Source organism: Bradyrhizobium sp. WSM2254 (genome assembly GCF_000472645.1).
Classification (GTDB): Bacteria; Pseudomonadota; Alphaproteobacteria; order Rhizobiales; family Xanthobacteraceae; genus Bradyrhizobium; species Bradyrhizobium niftali.
In genome coordinates, this window is sequence record NZ_AXAB01000026.1 from 24,798 (window position 1) to 43,336 (window position 18,539).

The following is an 18,539-nucleotide window of genomic DNA, read 5'->3' on the forward strand; positions in this document are numbered from 1 at the left end:
TCGCGGTCCCAACCACGTCCGCCGCCTAACCGAGCAACGTTATGCCGTTCTTGACTACCGTGACGCCGCGCGCCTTCACCTTGGCCTCGAACGAGATCACGTCACCATCCCTCCACAACTCTAGCGTCACAGTCTCGCCAGGAAACACCGGCGAGGAAAACCGCGCCGCGTGCCGCTTGAACGCAGTAGGATCATAATCGGCGTAAGTTTGTAAAACGCCGCGGCAGGTAATCCCATAGGTGCACATGCCGTGCAGAATCGGTCTGGGAAAGCCGGCGCGTTTGGCGAAGTCCGGGTCCGAGTGCAGCGGGTTGCGGTCGCCGCACAAGCGGTAGATGAGCGCTTGATCGGGGCGGGTCGAGATATCAAGTGTTAAGTCAGGCGCGCGGGTCGGAACCTGATGCGGCTCGGGCTGGCCTTCCGACGGCCCACCAAAACCACCATCGCCTCGCGCGAAGACTGAGGCGACAACCGTCGCTAGCAATTCGCCACCGGCGCTCTTCAGCACGGTCTGGTGCTGGATCACAGCACCCCTGTCTTTGCCCTTGTCGAACACCGCAAGCACCGAGGAATCCGCGGTGATGTCCGCCGCGATTGCAAGTGGTCTGTGAAAGGTGATGTCGCGCTCGCCATCGACCACCGTCATGCGGGTGAGATTCATTTCGCCGGGCCGCGCGCCCCAAGCAGCTACCGAGGCGAAGGTCGGCACCACCATCAGCGGTCGCGCTGTCGCTGTCGCCTCGTTCACAAAGGCAAGCTCCTTCTCATCTAGCGGATCGGCCCCCATGCCGATAGCATAAGCGTAGAGCATCGCCTCGCGGTCCCCGTAACTGTATCTCTGATCGAGGCTCTTCATGGCCATGAGCTGTTTGTAGTTGATCGGCATCCCTCACATCTCCTCTCCGAGTCCCATTGACAGTGGTCCTTGTTGCGCCTCCGCTCTCGTGCTAGCGGGCGGCCTTGCTGCAGTCATACTCGCCGGCAAGTCGCGTGCCAGCAAGCCGCGAACTGATGATCGAACGCGCGTTATTCGCCTGAGGACGCGTGTCAGGTTTGCGACTTCCCCCCTATGCATCGCGGGCGTGTAATCAGACAAGCTGTTACACGTCACAGCCGTTGAAGCGTCACGCGCCCGAGCGACAAACAACATTTGTCGGACTTGCGCTGGCCGCCGTGGTTGGCTTAGACCGAGAGCGAGAGAACACCGCGTTCGGCCGCGTGGCAATGAGTGAGACCCTCTGGCTGAGCACTCCTTGTCCTTGTAGATGTTGTCAGCCAACATGGTGCCCCGACTGTTTCTCGGGGTCCCATAGGAACCTATTTCACCGAACCGTTGGCATACTTGCGAAGTTCACGCCTTGCTATAGCGCGGTAGTGCACTTCATCAGGACCATCTGCAAAACGCATGGTGCGCGCCGACGCGTAGTCGCGCGCGAGCCCTTCGTCGGAAACGCCGCCCCCCCCGAAGGCCTGGATCGCCTCGTCGATGATCTTCAGCGCCATGTTCGGAGCTGCGACCTTGATCATGGCGATCTCGGCCTGCGCGGTCTTGTTGCCGACCTTGTCCATCATGTCGGCCGCCTTGAGGCACAGAAGACGCGTCATCTCGATCTTGGTGCGGGCCTCGCCGATGCGCTGCTCCCACACAGAATGCTCGACGATCTTCTTGCCGAAGGCGGTGCGCGACATCAGCCGCTTCACCATCTTCTCCAGCGCTTCCTCGGCCTTGCCGATGGTGCGCATGCAGTGGTGAATACGGCCGGGACCGAGGCGGCCCTGCGCGATCTCGAAACCGCGGCCCTCACCGAGCAGGATGTTCTCCTTCGGCACGCGCACGTTCTCGAGCAGCACCTGGGCATGGCCATGCGGCGCGTCGTCGAAGCCGAACACCGGCAGCATCTTCTCGACCTTGATGCCGGGGGTATCGAGCGGAACCAGGATCTGCGACTGCTGCTGATGCTTGGCCGCGTTGAAATCGGTCTTGCCCATCAGGATCGCGATCTTGCAGCGGGGATCGCCGACGCCGGACGACCACCATTTGCGGCCGTTGATGACGTAGTGGTCGCCGTCGCGCTTGATGCTGGTCTCGATGTTGGTGGCATCCGACGAGGCCACCGCCGGCTCCGTCATCAGGAAGGCGGAGCGGATCTCGCCATCCATCAGCGGACGCAGCCATTTGCGCTTCTGCTCCTTGGAGCCGTAGCGCATGAACACTTCCATGTTGCCGGTGTCGGGTGCGGAGCAGTTGAACACTTCCGAGGCCCAGGAGATGTGGCCCATCTGCTCCGACAGCAGCGCGTATTCGAGATTGGTCAATCCCGCGCCACGGAATTCGTCGTCCTCATGCTCGTTCGGCGGCATGAACATGTTCCAGAGGCCTTCGGCCTTCGCCTTCTTCTTGAGGTCCTCGATGATCGGGATAAGCTTCCAGCGCTCGCCGCTTTCGTCCTGTTGCTTATAGATTGGCACTGCCGGACGCACATGCGTGGCCATGAAGGACTGCACGCGCTTGAGCCATTCCTTCTGTTTCGCCGATACCGTGAAATCCATGCATGCTCCTTACCTGCGGGCACTGTGCTCCCGCCCGGTCGCGATCCAACACTATCTCACACTTCGAGACGGTATGGCGGACCAGGGTTTAGCGCGGGCAAGCCGCGCATTGATAAATTCGTCTTCAAGTGAAATTTCATACAAAGACTTGACATGCAACTCCCAACTTGGGGAGTTGATTCATGCAGTAAGAATGTCTCGGCCGCCCTTCTCGTTGCAGCCGATGGCATTGGGCTGGTGTCTGGTTTGGCGGACTATGCTGTGCGACATCGTGATTACTTGTCACCCCGTGAATGACGATTTCGGCCGCAAGCACGCGCTGATCTTAGATAATTCTTCGCCTCAAGCCGGCAGATTAACCGCGAGTGCCTATGCAATTGCGCGGCAGAAAATACGAAAAAGCGGTTCAGATTTCGCCATTCTGCCCCCCTTGATCGGAATCAAAATTTGCGCGCTTGTCGCGAACCCCGACAGGCTGCACTCCGCCATGTGCCGTTCGAGCGCACATGGATCAGCAAAAGGTGGTTTTCCACGTGTTTCGCACTTCAGACAGGCGCCGCATGCAGCCGTCCCTGTCGAGTTGAACACGTAAAGTCTCAACTGGACTTGGCTGAATACGACAATAGACAACACAGGCCATCTAACAACGATGACCTTGCCCCCAAGTTTTATCCAGTCCTGAGTTCGCCCCGGCTGTTGGATTTGCCCGGTTGGGCGGTGGCAGCGGCGGGAGCTGGCGCGGAGCCCTCGGCATAGCGCAGCGCCAGCTCCCGGCGCGGGTGGCAGGTGAAGGCGAACTCGGACGGCGTCTTCCATCCGAGCTGCGAGTGTGGTCGTGCCTCGTTGTAATCGACCCGCCAGCATCCGAGCGCGACACGGGCCTGGGCCAACGACATGAACAGCGTCTCGTTCAACAGTTCATCGCGCAGCCGGCCGTTGAAGCTTTCAATGAAGGCATTCTGCATGGGCTTGCCCGGCGCGATGTAGTGCCATGCCACGCGGCTCTGATCAGCCCATGTCAGGATGGCGTTGCCGGTGAGCTCGCTGCCGTTGTCGCTGACAACCATCTTCGGCTTGCCGCGCTCAATCATCAGCCGGTCCAGCTCCCGCGCCACCCGGGTGCCCGAGAGCGAGGTGTCGGCCACCAGCGCCAGGCACTCGCGGGTGCAGTCGTCGACCACGGTGAGGATACGGAAGCGGCGACCATCGGTGAGCTGATCCGATACGAAGTCGAGCGACCAGCGGTCGTTCGGCGCCATCGGCACCGTCATCGGCGCCCGGGTCCCGATCGCCCGCTTGCGGCCGCCACGGCGACGCACCGCAAGCTTCTCTTCCCGGTAGAGCCGGAACAGCTTCTTGTGGTTGATCACATAGCCCTCCCGCTTGAGCAGAACGTGGAGGCGCCGATAGCCAAAGCGGCGGCGCTCGTGGGCGATCGCCCTCATGCGTTGGCGAAGACCGGCATCGTCCGCCCGGGTCGTCTGGTATCTCATGGTCATGCGACAGCAGCCGATGGCTTTACACGCCCGCCGTTCGCTCATCCCGAAGGCGTCTCGGAGATGGGCGACAGCTTTCCGCTTGGCCGCGGGCGTCACCATTTCTTTCCCACGAGGTCCTTCAAGGCTGCGTTGTCCAGCATGGCGTCGGCCAGCAACCGTTTCAGCCGCGTGTTCTCATCCTCCAGCGTCTTCAGCCGCTTGGCCTCCGAGACCTCCAGCCCGCCGAACTTGGCCTTCCATTTGTAGATGCTGGCGTCGCTGACGCCATGCTTGCGGCACAGATCGGCGACCGACACGCCGGCCTCATGCTCCTTCAAGATCCCGATGATCTGCTCCTCCGAAAAGCGGCTGCGCTTCATGCTCTAGTCCTTGTCGTGGGCCAGAACGAACTTCAAACTGGATTAAACCCGCGGGGCAAGGTCAACGACTACTTCCTCTCGGGCAGAACTCGAACGTCTGGATAGGCCAGAAGGGCGACATCAGGATCGAGGCGCTCGGCAAGGTCCGGACCTGCAAGTTGCCGCAAACAATCCACCACTGTACTGTGTGGGCTCCACGTGTGAGGTTCGGCAGAGGCGACGGACGAAGGACGGTAGACAGATTTCGAGTATCGCTCCTCTTCATGTTTTCCTCCTGCTCCAACTGCGCTTTAAGCTTTTCTGTGACTCGTTTTGCACCGCATAGAGAGCGCTGTGAAAAGCCACTTCGCTCTTGTAGTTGGCCGTGGCTGGAGCAATGAGGACCGGAACATGCTGTTCTGTTTCGTCCGCGATAAGCTCCGCACTGTCCAGGGACGTCATCTTCAGCTCAACCAACTTGATCTCGCGAACCGTTTTTGCCGCTCTCGTAGTAGTGCTGAGCGACCGACCCATAGGACACGAACTTGGGGAGTCGGCCTTTTGCGAAGGATCCAAGGCCAGGATGTGTCTTGACAACTCCTTGCCATCGCAAAGGTCTCGACAAGAACGTTGTCCCTTGCCGGATCGAAGAGTCGGCGCATGGCCGCGGCCGCCCGAACCCGCGGATTTTTGGTCGATCGCGTCCCGAAATTCGTGCACGAACGGCAAGCCGGACCGCGTGCCGCGCATTTTGTGGAGCACCAGATCCGCGCGGACCACGCGGAAATTCGGCTCGCTCCGGAACCGCCGCGACGGCCACCTCGACCGCCGAAAGCGCCGTCACCCAATCCTCTGCATCATCGCCAGCCTCATGTTTGGCGATGATCGGTTTGGCCAAGCCCTATCGGCCCTCATTTAGCGCATCCCGGGTTCCTCCGAGGCGATCCACCCCATACCGGCAGCTTTCCCTTCATCGCTGATTCAGTGGAAGGGCATGGCTACCCGCAATTTCCAGCAAGCGCCCGCACGCCGGAGGCCAAACGCTTCGGTTCTGAGGTCATCATGGGCACGTCATCTTCAAACAGACGTTCACACAATGAGGAGGAGGCCGTTATCTTCTTCAGCTCCATCTTGTCCGCCGTCCGCGTTTCGTTGAAGCCGCCGATGTCGGAAACCTGACAAGGCAACTCATCGGTTCACGGGGTCTAGCTTGCACTTGATTCACATCTTAAGCGGAAAACAGAACCACATTCCGCGGGCGGCACGCCGCTTGCTGGAATGGAGCAAAGAAACCGCCGCTGCCGGCGTGGTCGCAGCGGCCCCATCTCAGGAGTCTGCAATGACGCTTGCCCGGCTTTGCTTCATCAGTTCAATTCCGATGCTTCTGGTGGTTGGAAATCCGGAAGCTGAGAACATCACCATGGCGCTCGCCACGGATGCGCCGATGCAGACCAAAGAGATTGGAATGGCACTAACGAAGAGCCGGCACGAGACGATCGTGTGCTGTGGCGCGAGCGAAGAGTCTTTTGGGCAGATCACACAAACCGTCTCATTTCAGGAATTTCTCTCAACTAATCGCTTCTGTCTTTGCAAATTGATTGAGAACGATCTTGCGGATTCCGACGGCCGCCTCACAGAAGTGCCCAGCTGCTTTGTACCGTGGAGCTCGAGTGCAGATTTTGTGGGTGGTGCGAAGACGCTGAAGAACCCCTGTTTGACAAAACCATGTACCTGCGACCCGGCCGCACCGTGTCCTGAGCCAACTCCAACGAGAGAGATCAAAGCGCTCGGCGTTCGTGAAGCGATGCAACAAGCGCGGGTCGAGAAGACGAACACGCAATCCAATCAATTTGCCGCGACTGCCAATGTCGAGCCGACATTCGTCGCGCTTTCGGAGCTTACGGATGGCGGAACCGGCGCTTGCTGGTTGAGGCCGCAGGAGTCTTCTGATCCTCTCCGGCCGCACGCCATGCTTTTGGCGACTGGCTTAAAGGGGAGACCCGGCCTCATCGATCTTCTCTAAGGATCGGAAACCCACGCAGGCATCGCGCGCCGCGGTCCCGTGCGGCAATCGTAAAGTTGACACGCATGGAAGCCCTTTCAGAGATCTGGGTGTCGGTCAGACTGACAATCGAGCTCGCGAGTATCACGACCGTGATCCTCTTGATACTTGGTACGCCGCTCGCGTGGTGGCTAGCGCGTTCGAAGAGCATGTGGAGCGAGGCTGTGGCGACGATCATCATACTGCCATCAATGCTGCCGCAACCGGTGCTCGGCTTCTATCTGCTGGCCTTGCTCGGCCCGACCGGCCCGGGCGGCCTGCTCGCCTCTCTCTGGGGCGAGCGCACGCTTGCGTTCACCTTCGCTGGGCTCGTTATCGGATCGGTATTGAGCGCGCTGCCTGTTGTCGTGCAGCCAATCTGCAACGCCTTCACTACCATGGGCGACCGACCGCTGGAAGTTGCGGCCACTCTGCGCGCCTCTCCGTCATATGCCTTCCTTACGGTCGCACTACCTTTGGCACGACCGGCCTTTCTTACCGCCGCCGTGCTTGGCTTTGCGCATACGGTCGCCGCATTCGGGGTCGTGCTGATGATTGGCGGCAGCATTCCTGGCCGTACCAAAGTACTGTCCGCCTTTCTCTTCGAATATATCAGAGCATCGCGCTGGCACGAGGCAAGCTGGGTTGCCGGCGGCATGTTTATGTTCGCCTTTGCCGTCATCCTGATCTTGACCTTAATCGATAAATACCTCGGACGGAGGAGCACGTGAGGACAGCCACACTGGGCCGGATCGAAGTCGCGTTCAGCGAGAAGCGCGCTCGCTTCCCGCTGAATACGCAGTTCAGCATACCGGCCAAAGGCGTGGCAGGGATTTTCGGGGCGCCAGGTTGCGGCAAGACCACGTTGGCGCGCTGCATTGCGGGACTCGAGCGTTTGTCGGCCGGCTTTTGCGCCATCGATGGCGAAGTGTGGCAGGACGAGACGACGTTCCGCGCGCCGCATCTTCGTCCGATCGGCTATGTCCTTAAGGAGCCGTGTCTCTTTCCGCATTTGTCGGTCAGGCGCAACTTGCTTTACGCCGCGCCCAAACCCAATCCGAGGCCGATTGCGCTTGATGAGGTGGCCGAATTGCTCGCCATAACGTCGTTGCTCGACCGCTCGCCAGCGCATCTCTCCGCCGGCGAGCGGCAGCGGGTCGCCATCGGCCGCGCGCTATTGTCGCAGCCCAGAGTGCTTTTGATGGACGAGCCGCTTGCCACCCTGGACCGCCGCGCCAAGCGTGAGATTTTTCCATGTCTAAAGTGCCTGAATGAAAAGCTCGCCGTGCCAATGATCTACATCAGCCATGACATGGCTGAAATCGAATACCTCGCCGATCACCTCGTGATGATGGAGCGTGGCACGATCACCGCGACCGGGCCGTTACATATCTTGCAGAGCGATCCAGCTCTGCCCCTTGCAGCGAGCCACGAAGCCGCCGTCTGCCTTGATGCCGTGGTCGGCGGCTATGACGGGCGCTATGGGCTGCTTATCCTCCGCCTCAAAGGGGCGCGGCTATTGGTCCCGGCGCCACCGCTTGCACCTGGCGTGCACCAGCGGCTGCGCATCGCAGCCAGCGACGTCAGCATCACGCGCGAAGTGGCACGCTCAAGCACCGTCCTCAATGTATTTCCGACGCGGATTAAGGCTTGTTTTCCGCTCGGCGAGTCCGAGATCACTCTGGTGCTTGCGCTCGGCACCGGCGGGTTAGGCGCGGACATTTTGGCGCGTATCACGCGTTACTCGTTTGATACGCTGGGGCTCAAGGACGGAATGGACGTATTCGCCCAGCTCAAGCATGTCTCGCTGGTCTCGACCTCTGACGCGCCATCGCAAGCCCCAGAGGCCTCCACGTCAGCAGGAGATTCCGAACAAGCAAGCGTCGCTGCTTGAAATCAGCCAATAAGGGAATCAAGATCTTGATCGCGACCTCACGTGGCCCCCCGATTCCCGTCGACGCAATCCTCGAGCGTCTGGAACATGGCCTCGATTGCCTACTCACGGACTTAGCTCAGACTCTCGCGCGATCGATCGGTGTCGATCTCCCCCTGATCGGCCCAACTCTCCCAGAGGAGGCGCAATGCGATGGGCATGTCCCCTCCTCAAGAGCAAAGCCGATCGAGTCTCATCTATAATCCCGAAGTTTTACCTGCGACCGTCGGCGGGCGTCTCCGGTCGCCTTACCTGGAGCGGTCAAGCTAACCTGCTTACGGATCAGCACTCAACGCTGCTCCGTCAAGTTGCACATTCGACCAACGCGATGCAAGCTGGATGCTGCTTCAAGGGCTCCCCGAAGCGCGTCGCATCACGATCACTTTCCCGCTGCGCTCGACTCCGGCGTACGTGGCATACCATCGAAGGCGGCTTCTAGTCGCGTTGGCCCATCGATCAACGCGAATGGCTGGACGGGTTGAGGCTCCGAAAGTTTCATGGAAGATGGGTCATCGAGCAGCTTTCAGATGATCGAAGGGGCCTGACTGACGTACACGTCAACTGAACTGACGGTCTCACACCGGGGCTCTCCTCTCGATCCGCGGGTCTAGCAACGGCAGAGGTCCGGCTTCAGTCAACACGAAGGTTTTCAGCCGACATCTTGCCGGAGCGACCGGGTAGAAGCTCGTAGCTCACGCGCGCGCCCTCGGCTAAAGTCGTGTGCCCGGCCTTTTGAACCGCCGATATGTGAACGAAGACGTCACCGCTGCCGTCATCAGCCCTGATGAATCCGTACCCCTTTTCAGGATTGAACCACTTCACAAAGCCTATCGCCACTTTCACAATCTCCAACAGTGCTCAGACTCGAGCTTTCATGAGCGCAGACGGCCGCCGCCGTGACCGGGGGCTGAGCGCCGAGCGCCCTACCATGTCTCCGCTTCGTCTCGCCTAGTGCAAGCTTTGAGCCAGACTTGTGATTTCCACTGGTCGCGTCCCTAACAGCCAGGCCGGAGGACGGGCGGGCCAACCGTGTTCTGTGCGGGCGAGGCCGTTCTGCAATAAAAGCCCACCCGGATTGTGGCCAGCATTGTAGTTGCTGACACCCCGGAGCACCGCCACGGCGATTATCGCGCACTGAGCCACGTCTGGGCGCTGTCGCCTGCCTAATACGCATTGCGGGTACGGCGCCGGTAGATCTCATCGGCTCGCTGCTGCACCTACTGATAAAGAGTCGCGAAGATATCAGGCCGGTCACGCATGCACCTCAATCCGGGGCTTCATCGTTGAACCGGAAATGCGAGGGTCCCACAACTCTTGTGTATGATCGCTTCAGGTCGTCGACGTCGCCCCGAGGTTCTGGAAGACACAATGACGAGCGCGGCAATTCATGGGTTCGCAAGATCTGGACCGCTCTCAAGAAAACAGTTAACTGCCGAACCGCGGGATTCTGGCGGCTAGTGTCACCAGGTCATTCCGCTTAAAGGTACGCCAGTGAGCACGGCGTCGAGATCAGCAACGCCATAGTCGTTGGCGTCATAGCGGTTCCCGCGTCTAACCTCGCTTCCCCAACAGGGCTCCACAATCGCTGGCGCGAGCGCCGGTATCCATCGAGCGTTGTCAGCCGCCGCGCAGCGGCAGGTTCTACTCCCTTGAGTCTTGTTGCGACTCCGAACATGGTGAGTAGCGGGTCGGCCACATCGTTGATAGCCGAACGATAGCCAATGTGATCTCAGCCTCGATCGGCCTAGTACTGCGCGTGCGCTGCCGGCGTTCGCGGTGGAACTGGCGGACTGTCGCGGGCCATAAAGGGTGATCTACCCACATCAACCGGGCTGTCGTCGACCGCTTCCCCCCTCAAGAACTTGCCGCATCTCGACAGGATCCGCCGTCAATGGCTGGGTCAATGCGTCGTTCACTGCCGTTCTCTGGGCCGCAGTTTGGGCAAACAACCTAGCGGCAGATCGAGCGCCTGTTGCCCGAAGCGTCAATCGCCAGCCGCGCGAGGCGCCGGAGCGTGCCATTCTAGCCTCGGCTGCTCACCAGCGTTTCATGAGAAACGCATGCGCGCGAGCCTGACAGGACGGCAACGATTGGGGTCACTTTGGTGCTGCCTTAAGTTCCGACATGGCTGTCATCACCGACAGCGACGCTCATGTGATCGATGGCGCTCTGGATGTCGCCGCCAGCTTCGCGGGGGGAATGCGCTGCATCGTTCTTACTAGACTGGGTCTCCGCGAAGGAGGACGACCTGCCATCGAGCGTACTCTCGTCTTCGCAGGGAGCCCGACTTCGCACCTGGACCGTTTCGAGTGACCGAATGAGTTCGCGGACTCTTTCCTTCCTGGCCTTGATCATCTGGTCTCTTGATTCCTATGCTGATCGCGCTCACTGCGCGGCATCGGGTTTGGGCTGGGGCATGGGCAGGCTCGTTCGAATCCAGGCCAAGTGCATTGCCCAGCGAGAATGATGAATAAGATACAAGGCGCCGTCATCCGAATGGACTCGACGTGTATCGCTCATCGTCAATAGCAAAAGGTATGCCTATTGGCCTGAGCTTAGTTGGCCGCGCTTCATGTTCCCACAGGAACGGAATCATCCCCTCTGGTATGCTCAGGTTTCCGCTCAGAGACTCAGGACGAAAGGCCCATCGAGAATTCGCCTGGTTGTCATTTACAGGCCGAGTAGACGAGGATGGCACCGCTTCATTCGACTGCGGAACTTGAGCGTAGGATTGCAGCCCAAACCCCAGGTGCCCAGCGTCGAGAGACCTCCATCGCGCCGAGGATTATTTGCGGTCACAACTCCCTGCCCTGGGCTGCAACTCGAGCCGTAGTGCTTGCTGTGGACAAGCTCAGGACCTTGCTTCCAGCCTCATTCTGTTTCTCGCCGTGGACATCGTCGCGGGCCTGCTCACGGATCGGGGGCCGGGCGCCTGTCCTGTTGGTCGCGTGCTGTCGACGGAGCTTGCGATGGATCTTCGTTCTCCGGATCTCCTGGTCCAGGACAGTTTGGATTCAGGAGCCACAGTCTTTGATGTCGCAGCGTGGCTTGAACTCGTCAATAAGGACGAAGCGAATGTTGGATCAGCGACAATGAACCCGCGGGGTCTCATGGCACATCGCTTGCTTCGCTGATGGCGCGAGATCACTGGGTTTAGCCCGAAGTACACAGTGGGGATAAAATGCTTGGAATTGGAAGTAAGTTGCCGTCGTTCCAAATCACCGGGGTAAAGCCCGGCTTTCACCTGCACGAAGAGAGGGGAGAAAGCGCCTTCGAGACGCTGACCGAAAGGAGCTTTCCGGGGAAATGGAAAATCATCTTCTTTTACCCTAAGGACTTCACCTTTGTCTGCCCGACCGAGATCGCCGAATTCGGCCGCCTGTCCAAGGATTTCGCCGACCGCGATGCGGTCGTGCTGGGCGGCTCGACTGACAATGAGTTCTGCAAGCTTGCCTGGCGGCGCGAGCACAAGGACCTGCACCATCTGCCGATTTGGCAGTTTGCCGACACGGACGGCGCGCTCGTCGACGGTCTTGGCGGCCGCTCGGCCGATGGCGTTGCCCATCGCACGACCTTCATTGTCGATCCTGAGAATACCATCCAGCATGTCTATGCCACCAATCCCAATGTCGGCCGCAGCCCGAAGGACACGTTGCGCGTCCTGGACGCCCTGCAAACTGACGAGCTCTGCCCCTGCAACCGCGAGATCGGCGGCGAGACACTGAAAGTCGCTTGAGGGATGTGACGATCGACCAGTTGAAAGACCAGATTCCGGATTTCGCCAAGGACGTCAGGCTCAACCTGGCGTCGATGGCAGATGAAGCATTGTCACCACAGAGCAAATACGGGCTGTTGCTGGCGAGCGCGATTGCGACCCGCAATCCGATCGCAACTGCCGCAATGGAATCCGCAGCATGCATGGTGATAACGCCAGCCGCGGTCGAGGCGGCGAAATCCGCAGCATCCGACATGGCGATGAACAACGTCTACTACCGATTTGTACATCTCGTCTCCAACCCGGAATACAAGACAATGCCGGCTCGGCTGCGGATGAATTGGCTTGGCAATCCCCGTGTGGACAGAGCCGATTTTGAGCTGTGGGCACTGGCAGTGAGCGCAATCAATGGGTGCGGCGCCTGCATGGACGCCCACGAGAAGACGCTGCGGCAATCCGGCATCCGCTCGGATGCAATTCAAACGGCCGTGCGCTTTGCCGCGATCGTGCAGTCAGTTGCGATTGCGATCGAGGCGGCAGGGCGTGGCACGCCACAAGCGGCGGAGTAATCCACCCTCCCCGCACCCTTCGCCTCGCCCCTCCCTGGGTAGGCTCGGGTGGAAGTCCATATCCTGAGCTGAGTTCGCCGAGAGCGCCGTTCCGCCCAAATATTCAAGCGTTGGTCGGCTTTCGGCCTCTGGCGCGCACGCAAAGTACGGCGAAATGACTCCGCCGTCAGATCTTCTCCGCCTTACTGATAACGCTGAGGCAATCGTAGTCCCTCACCCGAACTTGAATAACACACCATATCCGCCACGCGGATAGCTCCATTCGATGTCGCCGGTGGGCTCGCCGATGACGCGGCAGGTGCCGCACTCCATGCAGCCGTCGACGGTGACCTCGACCTGGCCCTTGTCATTGAGGTCATAGCAGCGCGCGGGGCAGGCTTTCAATAGCGCAAGGAGCTGCGGCGAGGGCTTGGTGTGTGCGCGCACCTTGATGTGGGGCCGTCCGGCGTCCACAAGATAGCGGTTGCAAAACAACTTGTCTTCGACACGCACTGATCTCTCGACCTTCATAGTTAGTCTCATTGGTTTCGGGTTCGCGTTTCGAACAATTAGCGCCAAGCGCGGGCGAAGCGGAATGCATCGCCGAACAACCCTATCCAGGACCGCGCATTAACGAAGGATTTCAGCGTCGACTTCTGTTTCTCAGACTTTGGCGTACCGTCAACCCGAAGGTAGGTCTGCATCGCCTTGGAGATGAGCTGGGGGTAGGTCAGGAAGAAGTTTTGCGAGTTGGTATGCATTAGCCTCGGCATATCCTTATACTTCTTCATGTCCTTCAAGACGAAGGAGCGATCCAGCATCCTCTTGTAGAGCGCGAGATTTTCCGCGGTCATTCCAAGCCGGCGCGATTTCACCTGGAAGATTGCTTCGGCCGCGATCCGTCCGGACGTCATCGCAAGATTGGAGCCCTCGCGATGAATGGCGTTGTTGAGCTGCGCCGCGTCACCGACCACGACCCAGCCGTCTCCATAGAGCTGCGGGATGGCTTTGTAGCCGCCCTCGGGGATGAGGTGCGCGGAATATTCCTTGACCTCTGCCCCCTCGATCAGGGGCGCGACCGACGGGTGGCGCTTGAAGTGGTCGAGCAGCTCGTAGGGTGTCCGACCGGTGCGCTGGAAGTCTGCAACCAGACACCCGATACCGAGCGAAATGCACTCCTTATTGGCGTAGATGAAGCCCATTCCCGTCATGCCGCCGGAAATCGTGCCCGCCGCTTCGATGACAACGCCTTCGTCGCCGCTCAGATTGAAACGCGCTTCGATGGTCTCGCGCGGCAAAAAGTGCATTTCCTTCACCGCGAGAGCCACCTTGTTCGGCTTGGGGCGCTCGCGCAGGCGCGCACGCGTGCCGAGCAGGCCGTTCACGCCCTCGGCCAGCACCACGACATCTGCGTGGATCTCGCCGTCCTGGCGGTCTGTACGAACACCGATGACTCTGCCATAGGCATCCTGCGCAAGATCGGTCACGGTGGTCTCGCACAGCACGGTCGCGCCTGCCTCGCGCACTTTTGAGGAGAACCATCGATCGAACTGGGCCCGGATAATCGTGTAGCGGTTGGCCCGTTCCTCATTGAAGTCCTCGGAACGGTAATGCAGCCCGACATGGGAGCGATCATCCATGATCCAGAACCGTTGTTCGACCAGATGTCGTTCAAGCGGCGCGTCCTCCCGGAACTCCGGGATCAGCTTTTCCAGCATGTCGGCATAGAGTATTGCGCCCTGAACGTTCTTTGATCCGGCATATTCGCCGCGCTCGAGCTGCAGCACTCTCATGCCTTTCCTGGCCATGGTCAGCGCCGCGGCGTTGCCCGCCATGCCGGCGCCGACAACGATTGCATCGAACCTTTCCTCGATCATGATAGCCTCCTTTTGCTCGCGATCCGGTCGCGCGAATGTGGCGAGAGCCGCGCACGAAACGCGTCCGTCAGCGCCGGCAACAGATGCATGGCGTCGCTGACGATGGCGATGTGGGCGAAATCGAAGATCGGCGCATTCTTATCGGTATTGATGGCGACGATCAGATCGGCGCCCTCGACACCGACCCGGTGCTGGATTGCGCCGGAAACGCCTGCGGCGATATAGAGCTTTGGCCGGATCGTCTTACCCGTCTGGCCGATCTGTCGGTCGTAGGTGACCCATCCCTTTTGCACGAGCGGACGGGAACAGCCATATTCGGCACCGAGCACGCCGGCGAGCTGGCGCACAAGCTGAAAGTTTTCTTGAGAACCGAGCCCAAGCCCGCCGGCGACCACGACGTCGGCATAGGCGAGATTGGATTTGGCCGAATCACGGTCGGGGATGAACGACAGCACCTTGGTCACGATATCGTCTTCCACCAGGCCGAGCGGATGGACGATGATGCGGCCGGGATCGCGCGCGACACGCTCCGGCATCGGCATCACGCGCGGGCGGACGGTTGCCATCTGCGGCCTGTAATTCAGCGTGTAGATCGTGCAGAGAAGGGAGCCGCCAAAGGTCGGACGGGTGGCTGCAAGCGATCCATCCAGGTCAACGTCGAGGTCGGTGCAGTCGGCGGTGAGCCCTGTCAGGACAGTCGTGGCGACGGAGCCCGCGAGATCGCGGCCGAGCGTTGTTGCCCCTAACAGCAGGATCTCGGGCTTGTAGATCTCAACGAGATCGGACAGCGCCTTGGTGTAGGACTCGTTACGATAATCCGAGAGCACATTGTCGGCCACGAGATACGTCAAATCGGCGCCGTAACAGAAGGCTTCGAGCGCGGCGTTGCGTGTGGCCTCGCCCTCCGGGCCGACGACAACAGCCGCAAGCTTGACCTTGAGCCTGTCGGCAAGCTTGCGGCCCGCCCCCATAAGCTCCCATGAGACGGGATGGACCTGCCCGCGCTCCTGCTCGACGAAGACCCAGACATGTTTGTAGGCTTTGAACCGGTCCGGCAACTGCTTCTTCGTTGCTGCGCGGCCCGCTGCGGCTGATGTGGGAGCCTTGATGACGTTGCTCATGGTTTTGCATTCTCCTTCCGATCCACGCGCCTGCGCGACACGATTGGGCTCTGGCTTCGACTGTCGGTTGAACGTGGCCCTGATGAGCGCGTTCGCCGGTTGCTCGCGGTTCACACCCAGGGCCTTCTTTGCGGAGGACGGGACCCTCGGCGTTCCGCATCAGAAGCTGCGGACGCAGAGATCGAGACCGACGGTTCTGGCGAGGTGATTGAGCTGCAATAAACAGGGCTACGTAGCGATCCAGGGGCCGACCTGGGCCATGTCGCCGTCAATGGCCGATTTGCCAATGAAGACGACAGCGGTCCCACCAGATAGCTCCCTGGTCTTCGAGATCGCGGTCGTGCGCGCGTACGTCGTGGGTAGCGTCGCGTCATCGACAAAGGAGCATTCGGTAAACAGCACCGCAGCTTCGGCACCCAAGGTGCGCACCTTCCGCAGTCAGGGCTCAGGTGAATACGGTGCCATAGCGTGCACGGTGATCTCGCCGGCGGGCTAGTCACTGAACTGGGGGGCGCCTCCGCGGCTACGGCTTCGCGACGGTTTGTCGGCACACCCCGCTGCACAATCGTGTTTGACAGGAACCGCGCGCGGATTTGCGCTGGGTCGGGGACCTGTTTGATGCAGAGCACGCTATGCATGCGCTTCTCCAGGACAAGCTCGATTCGTCGTTGAGCGGACTTAGGTGCAGAGCAGCAAGTGTCATACCAACTGAGAACACCGCGAGGTCATGCACCAAAGGAATGAATTGGGCGCAGTTGCTAACTTGGTTCTTGGCATCGGGGACAACAGGGCCGCGACATACGTCGGAAACGCGACAGGGCCGTCTCCCGCGTCGCTCCACAGACTCGACCGAACGAAGAGGCGCGCGCCGAGGCGCGCCGCAGCTATTTGCTCTGCGGTAGACGGCATTTAAGAGTACGCTATTTCAACGTATTGAGCGGCACGAAGGCGGCCGGCTTTTTGGGTTCCGCGACCGCATCCATCAGGACTTTGAAGACCCGCTGGTCGATTGGCGAAGACGCCACGAAATCGGCATAGGCCTGCTCCAGCATCGCCTTGCAGCGCGCAGCGATCTCCGCTTCTGTGGCACCGGCGAATTGCTCTTTGGCGAGATGTTGTCCCATGCGCTTTAGGATATGCAGGCGCGCGACATTGACGATCTTGGGATCGTAGTCGACGCCAAGCAGCGCAAAGATCTCTTCAGCCGAGGAGACCTTGTTGAGCCGGTCGAGGATGCCAGCCCTCTGGGGTATATTGCTCATCGAAATTGTCCCTGGATTGGCCCGCGCGTCTCGGTCGAGATCCGGTAGCGCCAGCTTGGTTCGCGGAAAAGGCTGTTTCGCGTGGGCCCTTCTGTAGATGGCCACACAGTCCATGTCCTCGGACTTCAACGCAATCTGCGAGCGCTTCGGCCGCGCTCCGATCGATTTGGTGGCGGGCCCAGTGAAACCCGAGAGCTCACTCACGTGCGATCAGAAGAGCATTCGCAAACATCACGCCAGATCGCCGCCACCGTCTCGCGTGCGACCAGCCGCTTGTGCTCGATGGCGTATTTGCGCACTCGGGACAGGATGTGTCTGCTCTGCTCGGTGGTGGCGGCGAGTTGCAATTCCCCGAGCAGCGTGGTGATGGCCGAAAGCCCGGAATGCTTGCCGATCACGATGCGGTTGGAGCGACCAAGCAAATGCGGGTCGAGCGCTTGATAGGTGCGTTCGTCCTTCAACAGCCCATCGACATGAATGCCGGATTCGTGCGTGAACACATGCTCCCCGACGATTGCCTTGTTGAGAGGAATCGCCCGTGCAGCCGCGGCCGCGACCAGCGCGGCGACGTCTGTGAGCTCCGGCAGCATGATGCCGGTGTCACGCCCGTAGAGCTGTTTGAGTGCGACCGCAACTTCCTCGAGTGGCGCATTGCCGGCCCGTTCGCCGAGCCCGATGACAGTGACCGAAGCGTGGCTCGCGCCGCCCCTGATGGCAGCGAGCGTGTTGGCGGTCGCGAGCCCAAGATCGTCGTGGCCGTGAAATTCGAGCTCGAGATCGCTAGTGGCGCGCAGGCGCGCGATCAGCGCATAGGCGGAGTCGGGATCGAGGACGCTGAGCGTGTCGGCGACACGAAACCGCCGCGCGCCTGCGGCTTCCGCAGTCGCGATGAGACTTATGAGAAAATCGACATTGGCGCGGGACGAGTCCTCGCCTCCAACGGCGACATCAAGCCCTCGCTCGCGGGCGTAACCCACCACCCGCTTCACCTGCTGCAAGGCCTGGTCGCGATTCCCGCCAAGCTTGGCCGCGATCTGTACGTCTGAAGCCGGGATCGAAACATTGACCATCGACACCTTGGCCTCGATGGCCGCGTCGACATCGGGCTCACGCATGCGGCACCACGCAATAGGGGTGAGCGGCAGCCCCTCCTCGACGATGGCACGGATGGCCGCGATCTCATCATCGCCCATGGCGGGGGTCCCCGCCTCGATCTCCGTGATGCCGGCCCGCGCCAGCGCATGCGCGATGGCCACCTTTTCAGCTGTGGTGAACGCAACACCAGGCGCCTGCTCGCCATCGCGCAGCGTGGTGTCATTGAGCACGGTCCGCTGGTTCCACAGCGAATCGGACCATGCCGGCCTGGCAGCGATGGCTTTGGCGTCAATCAACGAAGCCTCCTGATTGTGCTTGCCAAGGACTGCTTTGGCAAACCGCATGCCACGCCCGCAGCGTCCCACACTATTGAAGATCCATCATTTTTCGCCCGCCGTCGGATGTCGCTGGGACGACAGTGTCGCAAAACAGACGTGCCGGTTGAGCTCTCACCATTCTGCGTCCTGGATCAGTTCGGGTTACGGCGCGGATCGACTGTCAGACCGACGCGTCAGGGTTCATCGGTTCGCTAAACCAGGCACATCGCGTCAGGAGATTGG

At 60.4% G+C, this 18,539-nt stretch carries 16 protein-coding genes; 5 read left to right on the forward strand and 11 right to left on the reverse strand.

All coding sequences use genetic code 11. The features are described 5' to 3' along the window. Positions 1-25: 25 nt before the first annotated feature. The 4 genes from A3M7_RS0119560 to A3M7_RS0119580 all read right to left on the reverse strand — a co-directional run bounded on the left by A3M7_RS0119560 (position 26) and on the right by A3M7_RS0119580 (position 4,864). Positions 26-886 (reverse strand): MaoC family dehydratase, encoded by an 861-nt coding sequence (locus A3M7_RS0119560; RefSeq protein ID WP_027545419.1) that lies wholly within the window; start codon positions 884-886, stop codon positions 26-28. Positions 887-1,317: 431 nt separating this feature from the next. Beyond that, complete coding sequence (locus A3M7_RS0119565; RefSeq protein WP_027545420.1) at positions 1,318-2,550, reverse strand: acyl-CoA dehydrogenase family protein; 1,233 nt, start codon at positions 2,548-2,550, stop codon at positions 1,318-1,320. A gap of 668 nt (positions 2,551-3,218) precedes the next feature. Next, positions 3,219-4,408 (reverse strand): IS3 family transposase gene (locus A3M7_RS0119570; RefSeq protein ID WP_156936936.1). Its coding sequence is split into 2 segments (ribosomal slippage): positions 3,219-4,159 and positions 4,159-4,408, totalling 1,191 coding nucleotides; the frame shifts between segments, so codons are not numbered across the junction. Positions 4,409-4,669: 261 nt separating this feature from the next. Next, positions 4,670-4,864, reverse strand: a complete 195-nt coding sequence (locus tag A3M7_RS0119580; RefSeq protein ID WP_156936937.1) for a hypothetical protein — start codon at positions 4,862-4,864, stop codon at positions 4,670-4,672. A 733-nt stretch (positions 4,865-5,597) separates the two neighbouring features. Between A3M7_RS0119580 and A3M7_RS0119585 the strand changes: the two genes are divergently transcribed. From A3M7_RS0119585 to modC, 3 genes are all read left to right on the forward strand, one after another. Continuing rightward, on the forward strand, positions 5,598-6,410 hold the full coding sequence (locus A3M7_RS0119585) for a hypothetical protein (RefSeq protein WP_156936938.1): 813 nt from the start codon (positions 5,598-5,600) through the stop codon (positions 6,408-6,410). A gap of 65 nt (positions 6,411-6,475) precedes the next feature. Further along, positions 6,476-7,159: a molybdenum ABC transporter permease gene (locus A3M7_RS0119590; protein WP_027545425.1), complete on the forward strand. Its 684-nt coding sequence runs from the start codon at positions 6,476-6,478 to the stop codon at positions 7,157-7,159. Further along, entirely contained in the window at positions 7,156-8,322 is a 1,167-nt protein-coding gene (modC, locus tag A3M7_RS44640; protein ID WP_049823569.1) for a molybdenum ABC transporter ATP-binding protein, read from the forward strand. The genes A3M7_RS0119590 and modC overlap by 4 nt, the downstream gene beginning before the upstream one ends. A gap of 669 nt (positions 8,323-8,991) precedes the next feature. Here the strand turns inward: modC and A3M7_RS0119600 are convergent. Continuing rightward, positions 8,992-9,198 (reverse strand): cold-shock protein, encoded by a 207-nt coding sequence (locus A3M7_RS0119600; protein ID WP_027545426.1) that lies wholly within the window; start codon positions 9,196-9,198, stop codon positions 8,992-8,994. 2,344 nt (positions 9,199-11,542) lie between these two features. Between A3M7_RS0119600 and A3M7_RS0119610 the strand changes: the two genes are divergently transcribed. Together A3M7_RS0119610 and A3M7_RS0119615 are read left to right on the forward strand one after the other, a co-directional pair. Beyond that, positions 11,543-12,097 carry a peroxiredoxin gene (locus A3M7_RS0119610; RefSeq protein WP_027545428.1) on the forward strand — a complete coding sequence of 185 codons (555 nt, stop codon included), beginning with the start codon at positions 11,543-11,545 and terminating at the stop codon, positions 12,095-12,097. 5 nt (positions 12,098-12,102) lie between these two features. Further along, a complete protein-coding gene (locus A3M7_RS0119615; protein ID WP_027545429.1) occupies positions 12,103-12,645 on the forward strand; it encodes a carboxymuconolactone decarboxylase family protein in 543 nt (180 codons plus the stop codon). 213 nt (positions 12,646-12,858) lie between these two features. Here the strand turns inward: A3M7_RS0119615 and A3M7_RS0119620 are convergent, their stop codons facing one another. The 6 genes from A3M7_RS0119620 to nifV form a co-directional block, all read right to left on the reverse strand. Continuing rightward, the gene (locus tag A3M7_RS0119620; RefSeq protein WP_027545430.1) at positions 12,859-13,155 is read right to left on the reverse strand and encodes a ferredoxin family protein; all 297 of its coding nucleotides are present in this window, start codon (positions 13,153-13,155) and stop codon (positions 12,859-12,861) included. Between the two features lie 38 nt (positions 13,156-13,193). Beyond that, positions 13,194-14,501, reverse strand: a complete 1,308-nt coding sequence (locus tag A3M7_RS0119625; RefSeq protein WP_027545431.1) for an FAD-dependent oxidoreductase — start codon at positions 14,499-14,501, stop codon at positions 13,194-13,196. After that, positions 14,498-15,622, reverse strand: coding sequence for an electron transfer flavoprotein subunit alpha/FixB family protein (locus tag A3M7_RS0119630; RefSeq protein ID WP_027545432.1), 1,125 nt, complete (start codon positions 15,620-15,622; stop codon positions 14,498-14,500). The genes A3M7_RS0119625 and A3M7_RS0119630 overlap by 4 nt, the downstream gene beginning before the upstream one ends. A 228-nt stretch (positions 15,623-15,850) precedes the next feature. Continuing rightward, positions 15,851-16,042 (reverse strand): hypothetical protein, encoded by a 192-nt coding sequence (locus A3M7_RS0119635; RefSeq protein ID WP_049823570.1) that lies wholly within the window; start codon positions 16,040-16,042, stop codon positions 15,851-15,853. A gap of 500 nt (positions 16,043-16,542) precedes the next feature. Continuing rightward, positions 16,543-16,890, reverse strand: coding sequence for a nitrogenase stabilizing/protective protein NifW (gene nifW, locus A3M7_RS0119640; RefSeq protein WP_371090203.1), 348 nt, complete (start codon positions 16,888-16,890; stop codon positions 16,543-16,545). Between the two features lie 194 nt (positions 16,891-17,084). Continuing rightward, a complete protein-coding gene (gene nifV / locus A3M7_RS0119645) occupies positions 17,085-18,272 on the reverse strand; it encodes a homocitrate synthase (RefSeq protein ID WP_371090204.1) in 1,188 nt (395 codons plus the stop codon). Positions 18,273-18,539 lie beyond the last annotated feature (267 nt).

Excerpts from the sequence above, each read along its gene's own strand:
- A3M7_RS0119560 (WP_027545419.1), bottom strand. The coding sequence starts at position 886 with ATGCCGATCAACTACAAACAGCTCATGGCCATGAAGAGCCTCGATCAG.
- A3M7_RS0119565 (WP_027545420.1), bottom strand. The coding sequence starts at position 2,550 with ATGGATTTCACGGTATCGGCGAAACAGAAGGAATGGCTCAAGCGCGTG.
- A3M7_RS0119590 (WP_027545425.1), top strand. The coding sequence starts at position 6,476 with ATGGAAGCCCTTTCAGAGATCTGGGTGTCGGTCAGACTGACAATCGAG.
- A3M7_RS0119610 (WP_027545428.1), top strand. The coding sequence starts at position 11,543 with ATGCTTGGAATTGGAAGTAAGTTGCCGTCGTTCCAAATCACCGGGGTA.
- A3M7_RS0119620 (WP_027545430.1), bottom strand. The coding sequence starts at position 13,155 with ATGAAGGTCGAGAGATCAGTGCGTGTCGAAGACAAGTTGTTTTGCAAC.
- A3M7_RS0119625 (WP_027545431.1), bottom strand. The coding sequence starts at position 14,501 with ATGATCGAGGAAAGGTTCGATGCAATCGTTGTCGGCGCCGGCATGGCG.
- A3M7_RS0119630 (WP_027545432.1), bottom strand. The coding sequence starts at position 15,622 with ATGAGCAACGTCATCAAGGCTCCCACATCAGCCGCAGCGGGCCGCGCA.